The sequence below is a fragment of the Phaeobacter sp. JH20_37 genome (assembly GCF_048056015.1).
In the GTDB taxonomy this organism is placed as follows: domain Bacteria; phylum Pseudomonadota; class Alphaproteobacteria; order Rhodobacterales; family Rhodobacteraceae; genus Phaeobacter; species Phaeobacter bryozoorum.
Map to the genome: position 1 here is coordinate 844327 of NZ_JAYMWW010000013.1, position 12519 is coordinate 856845.

Consider the following 12519-nt stretch of genomic DNA (forward strand, 5'->3'; position numbering starts at 1 on the left):
CCCTGTAACAGATCGGCAAAACCCTGCCCAACCGGCGCCAACTCGCTGATTTAAAACGAAAAAAGGTCGCCCTATGGCGACCTTTTTGACTTATATGTGATCAGCTCAGTTGGCTTGACGGCGCAGGAATGCGGGAATTTCGATGCGTTCCTGCTCCGGGTTCGCCTGCCGCTGCGGCTGCGCTGCGGGTGCCGCCTGCTGGCCGTGATGCGCAACCTGGGGCTGGTGCATCGGGGCCTGCTGTGCGGCGGCCTGCTGCATGGGCGGCTGCTGACGTGCCGGTTGCTGCGGCTTGGCGGCCTGGCCTTCAGCGGCGCTGCCGGTCATGCGATGGATCAGCGAATTGAGCCCAAAGCGGCGCTGTTCGTGACCCGCTGCGGCGGGCTGCTGCACCTGCTGAGGCTGCTGCTGCACCTGCTGCGGGGCCCGCGGCTGAACCGTGTCGATCGACGGGCGCTGCTGCATCTGTGTCTGCTGCATCGGCTGCTGAGGCTGGGCGCGCTGCGCAGCCGCCTGAAGCCGCACGATCGCCTCTGGCGACGGGGTACCGGGTGCGGGCGCCTTTGGTGCCACAAAGCTCTCGGCCTGATGGGCCGCAACTTCGGCCTGCGGCTGGAATTCCGGCGCGGGAGTGCCCTGATAGGCCGGTGCGGGCAGACCGTCGGCGCCCAGCTGTTCGCCCGCGTCCTCCAGCACCTCTTCATAGTGACCTTCAGCGGCGGCCTGACCATCGTCGAATTCCGCAAACAGCGACGGCTCTTCCTGAGCGGCGGCCACGGGTTCGGCGGCAGCTGCGGGCTGCTCAACCGGGCTACTCAGCTCCAGCGGCGCGGCGCTGCGGCTGTCTTCAACGCTGACGGTCTGCTTCAGCGGTGCCGACATGGGACGGCGCGGCACCGGAATGTCGGAGTGCACATCCACGGCATCAATACCGGTCGCCACAACGGAAACCCGCATCTTGCCTTCCATCGCGGTGTCGAGGGTCGAGCCGACGATGATGTTTGCGTTGGGATCGACCTCTTCGCGAATGCGGTTGGCCGCTTCGTCCAGTTCAAACAGCGTCAGGTCATGTGCGCCGGTGATGTTGATCAGAACACCCTTCGCGCCCTTGAGGCTGATTTCGTCCAGCAGCGGGTTCGCGATGGCCTTCTCGGCGGCCTGCACGGCGCGATCTTCGCCCTCGGCCTCGCCGGTGCCCATCATCGCCTTGCCCATTTCGTCCATCACGGCGCGCACGTCCGCAAAGTCGAGGTTGATGAGACCCGGACGCACCATCAGATCGGTCACGCCTTTGACACCCTGATAAAGGACATCATCCGCCATCGAGAACGCCTCGGTGAAGGTGGTCTTTTCATTGGCCAGACGGAACAGATTCTGGTTCGGAATGATGATCAGCGTATCGACGACCTTTTGCAGGGCTTCGACACCCTCCTCGGCCTGACGCATCCGCTTGTTGCCTTCGAACTGGAACGGCTTAGTGACAACACCAACGGTCAGCACACCCAGTTCACGGGCGGCCTGCGCGATGATCGGCGCAGCCCCGGTGCCGGTGCCGCCGCCCATACCTGCGGTGATAAAGCACATATGCGCCCCCGCGAGGTGATCAACGATCTGTTCAATGCTTTCTTCAGCAGCGGCAGACCCAACCGAGGGGCGCGCGCCGGCGCCCAGACCTTCGGTGACTTTGATGCCCAGCTGGACGCGGCTTTTGGAGGCGCTTTGCTGCAGCGCCTGCGCGTCGGTATTGGCGACGACAAAATCCACGCCGTCCAGCTGTTTATCGATCATGTTGTTGACGGCATTGCCGCCTGCCCCGCCGACGCCAAACACGGTAATCCGGGGCTTCAGCTCTTCCTGGCCGGGCATCGAAAGGTTCAAGGTCATGCTCGTTCCGCCTGTGTTATCAGCCCTCCCGCAAGGGCCTATTCCTGTCCATCTTTGCGACAATCCTACCGCGCAGCACGAGTCGCGTCATCCAAAAAAGCGCTATTTTCCACAAAATATAGACATAGTATTGTCTAATTTCGCGACATTTCGCCGATTTTGGCAAATGCTGTGGAAAGCCCAGCAACACACCACAACATGACGGCAGCCTCCGAAAACCAAAGCCCTCGAAAGCACATCTCGTCACTGATACTGGTGGCCACTGCTCGGCCTACATGCGCCGCATGATGCGGTCGTTACCGGAACATTAACGCGGCAGGATTTCGCTGTCACCCGCGAAACCACCTTGCCAGCAAAGTTTTTCGTTAACATTTGATTAATGAAGACGGCGCTGCGAAGGCGCGGAGCGGGCCTGCACCCCCTGCTCCGACAGAGGCCTCACCAGTTGTCGCGGAACCATTTTACCGCCCGTTTCAGCGTGCCGCTGGCGTTGCGGTCCACCGGCATCTCAAAATCCCACCACTCATCCTGCGGATGGGCGGCAAACAGGCTGAGACCAACAGCGGAGGCAAAGCCGGGACCGGTTGCCGACTGCGGCAGGCCGTGAACCCGCAAAGGCCGGCCGAGGCGCACCTGCTGCCCCAGAACGCGACTGGCCAGCCCGTCCAGACCCATAATCTGACTGGAGCCTCCGGTCAGCACGATCTGCTGGCTTGGCAGGCTGTCAAACCCGGCGGCATCCAGACGGGCGCGCACCTCTTCAAGGATCTCTTCGACGCGCGGCCGCATGATCCCGATCAGTTCGGCCCGGCTGACAGTACGGCGATCATGTTCCCAATCGCCAGTGTCTGCATGAATGTCGATCATCTCGCGGTCATCGGCGCCAGTGGCATGGACGCCACCGTGAAAGGTCTTGATCCGCTCGGCGTTGGCCGTCGGCACCCCCAGCCCCATCGAAATATCGCTGGTGATGTGATCACCGCCCATACGCACCGCATCGGCATAGATCATATGTTTCTTCATAAAGACCGAAATCGAGGTCGAGCCGCCGCCCATGTCGATACAGGCCGCCCCCAGCTCCTGCTCATCCTCAACCAGTGCCGCAAACCCGGACGCGTATGCGGAGGACGCGATGCCCGCCAGCTCCAGATCACAGCGCTGGATGCAGCGCACCAGATTCTGCACGGTCAGCGCATCAACCGTCAGCATGTGCATATCCGCTGCAAGGGTCTGCCCCATCTGCCCGCGCGGGTCATTCAGACCCGACCGGTTGTCCAGCGCAAAGTTCACCGGCTGGGCATGCAGCACCTCGCGTCCGGCGCCATATTCCGGCACCTCACAGGCCGCCAGCACGCGGGCGATTTCATTCTCGGTCACCACCTGACCTTCCAGATCCACCTGCGCATCCAGCCCGTAGGATCGCGGATTGGCCCCGGAAAAACAGGCGATCACGTGATCCACCCGCACCTCGGCCATCTTCTGCGCGGCCTGAACCGCCGTGCGGATCGCGCGTTCGGTTTCCTGCATGGCGGTGATCTCGCCGAACTGCACCCCGCGCGAGCGCGTGGTGGCCGCGCCGATCACCCGGAACCCTGACTGCCCCGCCAGGGACCCAATGGAATTATCCTCGCTCAGCCGCCCGGTGCCGTCGAAACGCAGCACCAGACAGGCAATCTTGGAACTGCCCACATCCAGAATGGCCACAACACCGCGCTGCATCGCCTGACGTCGCATCTGCCGCATGGCTCTTTGGGATTGGTAGAGATCGGTCATATCATAGCCCGCCTGCGTTCAACTGTCGGATCCGCCACCAGTCCTCGACGGCGTTTTCGGTCATTCTTACGGTTGGACGCGCCGCCAGGCGCATATCCACCACCGCCACATCACGCTCCAGAAGGTCGCGCACTTCGCTGACGGCAATCACCCGCTCCAATGCGGGCACCGGATTTTCGGCCGGCAGCATGATCCGCTGGCCACGGTCCAGCACCAGATCCCAGCGCCGTTCGCCAATCCGCACCAGCCCACGCATCCGCGGTCCCAGCGGCTTGGACACCGCAAACAGCCGCAGCGCCTCCTCAATGGCGTCGTCGGCATTGCGCCCGGCCACCAGCGGCAGATCCGGGTGCATATTGCGCGCGCCCAGCTCAGCCACATGCACGCCATTGGCATCCAGCAGCGCCAGACCTTCGCGGCTGCGCCAGACAACTGCGGGTTTGCGCTCTTCCACCGTGACCTGAAGCACCCCACCCGGGCGGATCCGCACATCCGCCGTCCGCACCGGATCCAGACCGGTGATTTCATCGCGGATCTGGGCCAGATCCAGATCGAAGGAGCTGATGGGAAAATCAATCGGCACCACTTCGCGAATATCTTCGGCCACGCTGCGCCCCGCCCCGTCGATGGCCATCACATTGACCATGAATTCGGGGCGCTCCTCGATCGAGGCCCGCAGATCGCTGATCATCACCTGCAACCGGTCGCGTCGCGCCTCATCCGCCATGAACACGGTGCCGGCCACAAAGACCAGACAGAAGGGAATGCCAAAACGCACACCAAAGCGAATGCCCGGGGTCAGCATCCAGCGCTGGATGCGATAGGTCAGACGGGAGGGGGCAGGATCGGAACGCCCCTCGCGGGGTTTGCGAAACCGCGTGATCAGCGAGGGCATGTCGCATCCTCAACCAGCCAGGCGCAGAGCTGCCCGAATGTCATACCCACATGTTCCGCCTGCTCCGGCGTCAGCGACGTCGGCGTCATTCCGGGCTGGGTATTGGTCTCCAGCAGGATCAGCCCCTCGGCGCCACGCGTCTCGTCCCAGCGAAAATCGGTGCGGCTGATGCCCCGGCACCCCAGCGCCTCATGGGCCTTCACTGCATATTCGAGACAGAGCGCAAAGATCTCCTCCGGGAGATCCGCAGGCAGCACATGACGCGAGCCACCGGGTTTGTACTTGGCGTCATAGTCATACCAGCCGTCGGTCAGGATATCGGTCACCGTCAGTGGTCTGTCGCCCAGTACGGTGGTGGTCAGCTCGCGGCCGGGGGCAAAGCTCTCGACCATCACCTGATCGGGCATGTCCTGCGACAGCTGCGGCGGACCGTTGGCGACTTCATTCACCAGATAGACCCCCACGCTGGAGCCTTCGTTATTCGGCTTCACCACATAGGGCGGCGCCATCACATGGCCGGCCATCACCTCGGTCTTGGAATAGATGCCGCTCTCGACAACCGGCAGACCTGCGGCGCGATAGATGGATTTGGCCCGCTGCTTGTCCATCGCCAGGGCAGAGGCCAGCACGCCGGAGTGGGTATAGGGGATGCCGAGCCATTCCAGCAGCCCCTGCACGCAGCCATCCTCGCCCCAGCGGCCATGCAGGGCGTTGAACACCACGTCAGGACGATCCGCCTGCAAACGCGCCGCGAGATCCGGACCCGCGTCCAGTTCTGTAACCTGATATCCCTCGTCCCGCAGCGCGGTGGCGCATTCGCGCCCTGTGGACAAAGACACCTCGCGTTCAGCCGAGGGGCCACCCATCAATACCGCCACTTTCGGGAGTGTCCTGCTCGACTTACTCACGACAAGCGCCTCAAATGTTCCGGGGCTTCTCGCCCCTTGTTATGCGGTCGTAAATTGACCCCAATTCGCGCAGGCCAAGGCCTGCTTTTTCGTCTTGCGAGGTCTATTCCCCGCACCGGACGGACCACTGTGGTTCGCTGTCACCACATTAACGTCATAAACGTTACCGGCCCGTTAACAGTGCCTTTACCAAGATCGCGCTTTTCCAGTTCGCCAGCTGCTGCGATTCCCACAGGAGCGACCTGCTGATCAGAGATAACCCTCTGAAAAACATGGCCTTTATCGGCTATTTGGAAAGCGGATCCCCCACCCGCATGATTTCCCACTCTAGCGTTATGCCAGAATTGGCGTAAACCTCTTTTCTGACATCTTCGCCCAATCCCTCAAGATCTGCGGCAGATGCGCCACCTGTGTTAATCAAGAAATTGGAATGCTTCTCGCTCATCTGCGCACCGCCGCGCCGGGCGCCGCGCATTCCGGCATCATCAATCACTTTCCAGGCCTTCAGATCATGGACATCATCGGCCTGACCGGTCGATGAAAACCCCGCCGGATTGCGAAAGGTCGACCCGGCTGACCGGTCCTTTGTCGGCTGGGTGGCATCGCGTTTGGCCAGCTGCTCTTCCATGCGCGCATGCAGGGCTTCGGGATCACCCATCCGGCCGCGCAACACCGCCGAAACCAGCACCGCCCCCTCCGGCAGGTCGCTCTGGCGGTAGGCGAATTTCAGGTCCTCACCGCTCAGCCTCACCACTTCACCGCTGCGCAGCACCACCGTTGCCGACTGAAAGACATCTGCGACATAGCTGCCATAGCAACCGGCATTCATCCGCACCGCGCCACCGATCGAACCGGGGATGGTGCGCAGAAATGTCAGATCCACCCCTGCATCCGCGGCCTTGCGGGCCACATGGGCATCCAGCGCAGCAGCGCCAGCGGTCACCGTGTCGCCCTCGACCTCAATCGCGTTGAACCCGCGCCCCAGCCGGATCACCAGCGCCCGCAACCCGCCATCACGCACGATCAGGTTTGAGCCGACCCCCATCGGGAACACCGGCACCGACGGATCCAGAGACCGCAGAACATGCGCCAGATCCTCCACATCGGCAGGCTGAAACAGATAGTCCGCCGGTCCGCCAACCCGCAGCCAGGTCAACCCTGCCAGATCGCGATTCGGATGAAGCTTGCCGCGCAGCCCGTCGATGTTCATATGCTCTGCCCCTGCCTGTCTTGGCGTCCACCCCGGCCAAGCGAGCCGACGCAGCACCCAGCGGGCAAACGACGGCGAGACTCAGCTGCCCGGACCGGCCCTGCGTGTACTCCGGTTTTGCCCATGCACACAATGGCCCAGCCCGCAGCCCGGCGCAAAGGGCAGAGCGCTCATTCGTGGAAATCGGCGGGGTTCAGCTGCGGCTCAGGCGGTTGCGCAGCCAGCGGCCCAGATAGATCACGGGCCAGCGCAGCATCGACATGCCCGCAAACAGCGCCGCCAGCCCCCACCAGGGACCGTTTTCATAGGTGACATAGCCCAGCAGCGGGATGCCAAAGGCAATCAGGAGATAGGCGCGCGACCAGTGATTGTCCCGGCTCGGCAGCATCGCCAGCACATTGGCGGCCACCACCCAGAGACAGGCCAGGATCAGCGACTGCGTCATTCGCCAACCTCCGGCCCGGAGGCCCGGCGCAGGCGCGACAGCACATGCAGCAGCGGACGGCGGAACATCGACACCAGCGCAAAACAGCCGAAGGCAGCGGCAAACCAGCCGTGGTCACGACCCAGGAAATAGATCAGCATCGGCGCCACAGCGACCAGCGCAATCCCCGGCCCGCGCTGCCAGCGAACCGGCAGGGCGGCCACGCCGGTGGCAATGAACACCCACAGGACAGAGGCCAGCAGGCTCAGCATGGCGCTGCCTCAACCGCCGGGACGCTCGCCCGCGGATAGGAGATCACGCCAGCCACCCTCAGCCCCGCAACCGCTCGGGCAGACTATTGGCCCAGGCGCTGATGGTACCCGCCCCAAGGCAGACGACCATATCGCCGGGTCGGGCCTGTTCACGCACCAGCCGCTCCAGATCGGGTTCGTCCAGCAGCGCGCGGGCATGGCGATGGCCATGACGGATCAGACCGGCCACCAGATCGTCGCGCCCGGCGCCCTCGATCGGGTCTTCGCCCGCGGCAAAGACCTCGGCGATGGCGACCACATCGGCCTCGTTGAAACAGGCGCAGAAATCCTCGAACAGGCTGGACAGGCGCGAATAACGGTGCGGCTGATGCACCGCGATCACCCGGCCCTCGCAGGCCTGCCGGGCCGCTTTCAGCACGGCAGTGATCTCGACCGGGTGGTGGCCGTAGTCGTCAATAATGGTGACACCGTCCACTTCGCCCACTTTGGTAAAGCGGCGGTTGACGCCGCCAAAGGCCGCCAGAGCCTCGCGGATCTCGCTGCTCTTCATGCCCAGATGGCGCGCCACGGCCACTGCCGACAGCGCGTTGGAGACATTGTGATCCCCCGGCATCGGCAGGGTGCAGCCCTCGATCACGCGATCCTCGGCCTGAAGATGAATATCAAAATGCGCCACGCCCGCCTTGTAGGTCAGGTTGACTGCCCGCACATCAGCCTGCGCGTTGAACCCATAGGTCACGACCCGGCGGTCGGTGATCCGGCCAACCAGAGCCTGCACCTCGGGATGGTCGGTGCAGCAGACCGCGACGCCGTAGAAGGGAATATTGGAGACAAAGTCGTAAAACCCGTCGCGCAGCGTGTCGAAATCACCCCAATGCTCCATATGCTCAGGGTCGATATTGGTGACGATCGCAATGGTTGCGGGCAGGCGGTTAAAGGTGCCGTCGCTTTCGTCGGCCTCAACCACCATCCACTCGCCCTGGCCCATCCGCGCGTTCGACCCATAGGCGTGAATGATGCCGCCATTGACAATGGTCGGGTCGAAATGACCGGCCACCATCAGCTCCGCCATCATGGTGGTGGTCGTTGTCTTGCCATGGGTGCCTGCGATGGCGATGTTGGATTTGAGCCGCATCAGCTCGGCCAGCATTTCGGCCCGGCGGACCACCGGCAGGCCACGCAGGCGCGCCTCGTCCAGCTCTGGATTGCCCGGTTTGATCGCCGAGGAAATGACCACAACCGCCGCGTCTTCCAGATTTTCTGCCGCCTGCCCGACAAAGATCCGCGCGCCCAGCTCTTCCAGCCGGTTGGTGATCTTGGAAGCTTTCAGATCCGAGCCCTGCACCACATAGCCAAGGTTCAGCAGCACTTCGGCGATGCCGGACATGCCGATGCCGCCGATGCCAACAAAATGGATCGGGCCCACATCACCGGGGAGTTTGGTCGCAGGGTTCATGTCATTCCTTCCTCGGACAGCTGTTCAACAAGCCCCACCAGCCGCTCGGTCGCATCGGGAATACCCACTTGCAAGGCGGCCCGTGCCATCTGGCTGGCACCATCGGGATTGCTGAGAACCGCGCTCATTTGCTCTGTCAGCGCCGAAACGTCAAGAGCGCTTTCCGGGATCAGGATCGCCGCCCCAGCATCGACCAGCCCACGGGCATTGGCGCTCTGGTGATCGCCAGCCGCCGCGGCAAAGGGGATCAGGATCGACGGGCGGCCGATCACCGAGATATCCGCAACCGACGACGCACCGGAGCGCGAGATCACCAGCTGCGCCTCCGACATGCGGGCGGGCACATCGGTGAAAAACGGTTGCACATCCGCCGCGATCCCCTGTTCGGCGTAGAATTGCGCAACCCGCGCACCATCTTCATCGCGCGCCTGATGCGAGACCCGCAACCGGCTGCGCAGCGCCTCTGGCAGTGCGGCAATCGCTGCGGGCACCACATCCGACAGAATCCGCGCGCCCTGGCTGCCGCCCATTACCAGCACCGACATCGGATAGTCACCCGGCGGAATATAACCAGCCCCTGCCCGCTCCAGCACCGCAGCGCGCACCGGGTTGCCGACATGGACGCCATCAACCCCCTCCGGCAGCGCCGTGGGCCAGACGCCACAGGCCACCCCGGCCACACGGGGAGCAAACAGCTGATTGACCCGGCCCAGCACGCCGTTCTGTTCATGGATCATACGCGGCAGCTTCAGCAGGGTCGCAGCCCCCAGTGCCGGGATCGACGGATAGCCGCCAAAGCCGACCACCACGTCAGGCCGGTCCCGCCGCATCTGCATCGCCATCCTTGTGACACCTGCGGCGATCTTCGGCGCGACCATCGCCTTGGCCAGCAGCCCGCCGCGGGCAAAGGTGGCCGAGGGCACCTCGGCAATCTCGGTGGTATGCGGATAGCCGCCGGTGTACCGCGCGCCCCGCGCGTCCGTTGACAGTTTCACCCGCCAGCCGCGTCTCAGCATCGCCTCGGCCAGGGCCTGCGCGGGGAACATGTGCCCCCCGGTGCCACCCGCCGCCATCAAGAGCAATTTCTGCGCCATCGTGTTTTTGGTCTTTCTGTCTCTGCTCACTCACCCCCCCGACCGCGCAGGGCAGACCGAGGGGTGCGCTTCAATCGGGCAGGCTCAGCCGCGCCCGTGTCCGCGCAGGAAATCTGCAATCTCGCCCTGCGGGCGCGACCGCGAAAACGCCAGCAACATCCCCACCGCGATCCCGCCGGCAATCAGCGAGGAGCCACCGTAGCTCACAAACGGCAGGGTCATGCCCTTGGCCGGCAAGAGCCGCACCGCAACGCCCATGTTGATCATCGCCTGCACGCCAAAGGTACAGACAAGACCGGTTCCGGCAAGCCGTATAAACGTGTCGCGCTCCCGCATCAGGCGGAACAGCGTGCGGGCCACCACCGCCGAATAAAGCAGGATCAGGATCACCACCAGCACCAGCCCGTATTCCTCGGCCGCCACTGCGATGATGAAATCGGTATGGGCATCCGGCAGCGACCATTTCACCTCGCCCTCGCCAACGCCGACACCGAACAACCCACCTTCGCGGATGGCATTGGTGGCATAGCCCATCTGGGTGGTCGGGTCGATTTCAGGGTTCAGGAAGCCGTCGATGCGACGGGCAAAATGCTCGGAGCTGGAATAGGCCACAACCCCGCCCATCACGACCACCGCCGCCATGATCACCAACAGCAGCATCGGCGCACCCGCCACGAAATACATCACGCCCCAGCCGAACAGAACCAGACAGGCCTGACCAAAGTCAGGCTGCATCACCAGCATCAGCACCACTGTCAGACACAGGCCAAAGGACATCAGCGTGCCCGGCGGGCCGTTGATCTGCTGGCTCGCTGCAATCATCCAGGCCGCCACTACGATGAATCCGGGCTTCAAGAACTCCGACGGCTGCAACGAGGCAAAGCCGAGGCTGTACCAGCGCGTCGCGCCCTTGCCGAAATCGGTGCCAAACACCGGCAGCAGCGCCAGTGCGACAAAGGCGCAGATAAACCCGATCACCGCCAGTCGCCGCACCAGCGTTGGCGACATCATCGAGGTGATCAGCATCGCCACCAGCCCGGTGATGCCAAAAATCGCCTGCCGCTCGACATAGTGGAAATTGTCAAACCCGTTGCGTTCGGCCAGCGGCACCGAAGCGGCCAGCCCCAAGAGCAGCCCGATGACAAACAACATCAGGACGCAGGACATCGTCCATTTGTCCAGCGTCCGCCACCATTTGGGTAGAATCGGCTCGCCCGCCTGTACGGGGAGCGCGCCATAGACCATTTCAGTCATGGAAGTACCGCCACTATCTGCCTCGTCATCCGTCCCGTTTTCGGGATCGTTAGGCAAACAGTAACCGGAAACTTTGCCTCAGGCCACCCTCTTCCTCTTGCCTTTGGCAGTTATCCGCGCCTATGGCCGGGCATGGCATATGAAACCCTGATCCTTGGCGCCGGCGCGGCCGGCATGATGTGTGCAACCCGCTCCGGCGCAGGCACGCTGGTGATTGATCACGCCAAGGCGCCGGGCGAGAAAATCCGCATTTCCGGTGGCGGGCGCTGCAATTTCACCAATATGTACGCCAGCCCCGAAAACTACCTGTCGCAGAACCCGCATTTCTGCAAATCCGCCATGGCGCGCTACACCCAGTGGGATTTCATCGAGTTGGTGGACCGCCACGGCATCGCCTGGCATGAAAAGACACTGGGCCAGCTGTTCTGTGATGGCTCGGCCAAACAGATCGTCGCCATGCTGGTGCAGGAGATGCAGGCCGCCGGGGCCGAGCTTTGGTTGCAGACCTCCGTCACCTCGGTTGGCCGCAGCCCGGATGGGTTTCGCGTCGTGGTGGAGCGAGAGGGCAAGCCGCAGGTGCTGACCGCGCGCAATCTGGTGATTGCCACCGGCGGCAAGTCGATCCCGAAGATGGGCGCGACCGGTCTGGCCTATGATCTGGCGCGCCAGTTTGAGCTGCCGCTGACCGAAACCCGCCCGGCACTGGTGCCGTTCACCTTCTCCGAAGACCGCTTCAAACCTCTTGCGGGCGTCGCCCTGCCCGCACGGCTTTCCAATGAGCGCACCAGTTTTGACGAGGCGCTGTTGTTCACCCATCGCGGCCTCTCCGGCCCCTCGGTGCTGCAACTGTCCTCCTACTGGCGCGAGGGGGAGCAGATCCGCGTCAACCTGATCCCGGAAACGCCGCTGTTTGATCACCTGCGCCGCCAGCGTCAGGAAACCGGGCGCAAGGATCTGACCACCGAACTGGCCCGTCACCTGCCCGGACGGCTGGTGGAGTTGCTGGCCCCTGAATTCGCCCTGAAGGGGCGGCTCGCCGACCAGTCCGACGCCGCCTTGCGCGATCTCTGCGACCAACTGGAAAACTGGAGGCTCACCCCTTCGGGCAGCGAAGGCTATCGCACCGCCGAGGTGACGCTGGGCGGCATCGACACCGATGCGCTGTCGTCAAAGAGCATGGAGGCCAAGACGGTTCCGGGGCTTTATGCGATTGGCGAAGCGGTTGATGTGACCGGATGGCTGGGCGGCTATAACTTCCAATGGGCCTGGGCCTCCGGCGTCGCGGCCGGAACCGCTATCGCCGCCAAGGGCTGAGCCTCGGGCGTCTTCGCTCGGGCCAGCAAGAAACG

Annotated in this window: 11 protein-coding genes; 1 reads left to right on the forward strand and 10 read right to left on the reverse strand. The window is 63.5% G+C overall.

Features of this window, described 5'->3' with window-relative positions; all coding sequences use genetic code 11:
• Window positions 1–105 precede the first annotated feature (105 nt).
• From ftsZ to ftsW, 10 genes are all read right to left on the reverse strand, one after another.
• On the reverse strand, window positions 106–1884 hold the full coding sequence (gene ftsZ / locus VWZ87_RS08850) for a cell division protein FtsZ (protein WP_416536764.1): 1779 nt from the start codon (window positions 1882–1884) through the stop codon (window positions 106–108).
• A gap of 438 nt (window positions 1885–2322) precedes the next feature.
• The gene (gene ftsA, locus VWZ87_RS08855) at window positions 2323–3657 is read right to left on the reverse strand and encodes a cell division protein FtsA (RefSeq protein ID WP_014874087.1); all 1335 of its coding nucleotides are present in this window, start codon (window positions 3655–3657) and stop codon (window positions 2323–2325) included.
• A 1-nt stretch (window position 3658) separates the two neighbouring features.
• The gene (locus VWZ87_RS08860) at window positions 3659–4552 is read right to left on the reverse strand and encodes a cell division protein FtsQ/DivIB (RefSeq protein WP_416536763.1); all 894 of its coding nucleotides are present in this window, start codon (window positions 4550–4552) and stop codon (window positions 3659–3661) included.
• Window positions 4540–5460, reverse strand: coding sequence for a D-alanine--D-alanine ligase (locus tag VWZ87_RS08865; protein WP_340545047.1), 921 nt, complete (start codon window positions 5458–5460; stop codon window positions 4540–4542). Before VWZ87_RS08865 ends, VWZ87_RS08860 begins: the two co-directional genes overlap by 13 nt.
• A 286-nt stretch (window positions 5461–5746) precedes the next feature.
• The gene (murB, locus tag VWZ87_RS08870; protein WP_416536762.1) at window positions 5747–6670 is read right to left on the reverse strand and encodes a UDP-N-acetylmuramate dehydrogenase; all 924 of its coding nucleotides are present in this window, start codon (window positions 6668–6670) and stop codon (window positions 5747–5749) included.
• A 193-nt stretch (window positions 6671–6863) separates the two neighbouring features.
• A complete protein-coding gene (locus VWZ87_RS08875) occupies window positions 6864–7115 on the reverse strand; it encodes a DUF2484 family protein (protein ID WP_340545045.1) in 252 nt (83 codons plus the stop codon).
• Window positions 7112–7366, reverse strand: a complete 255-nt coding sequence (locus VWZ87_RS08880) for a DUF2484 family protein (protein WP_416536761.1) — start codon at window positions 7364–7366, stop codon at window positions 7112–7114. The genes VWZ87_RS08875 and VWZ87_RS08880 overlap by 4 nt, the downstream gene beginning before the upstream one ends.
• 58 nt (window positions 7367–7424) lie before the next feature.
• On the reverse strand, window positions 7425–8822 hold the full coding sequence (gene murC, locus VWZ87_RS08885; protein ID WP_416536760.1) for a UDP-N-acetylmuramate--L-alanine ligase: 1398 nt from the start codon (window positions 8820–8822) through the stop codon (window positions 7425–7427).
• A complete protein-coding gene (locus VWZ87_RS08890; protein WP_340545042.1) occupies window positions 8819–9916 on the reverse strand; it encodes a UDP-N-acetylglucosamine--N-acetylmuramyl-(pentapeptide) pyrophosphoryl-undecaprenol N-acetylglucosamine transferase in 1098 nt (365 codons plus the stop codon). Before VWZ87_RS08890 ends, murC begins: the two co-directional genes overlap by 4 nt.
• Window positions 9917–10000: 84 nt before the next feature.
• A complete protein-coding gene (gene ftsW / locus VWZ87_RS08895; protein WP_416536759.1) occupies window positions 10001–11170 on the reverse strand; it encodes a putative lipid II flippase FtsW in 1170 nt (389 codons plus the stop codon).
• A 132-nt stretch (window positions 11171–11302) separates the two neighbouring features.
• Between ftsW and VWZ87_RS08900 the strand changes: the two genes are divergently transcribed.
• Window positions 11303–12484, forward strand: coding sequence for an NAD(P)/FAD-dependent oxidoreductase (locus VWZ87_RS08900; protein ID WP_416536758.1), 1182 nt, complete (start codon window positions 11303–11305; stop codon window positions 12482–12484).
• Window positions 12485–12519 lie beyond the last annotated feature (35 nt).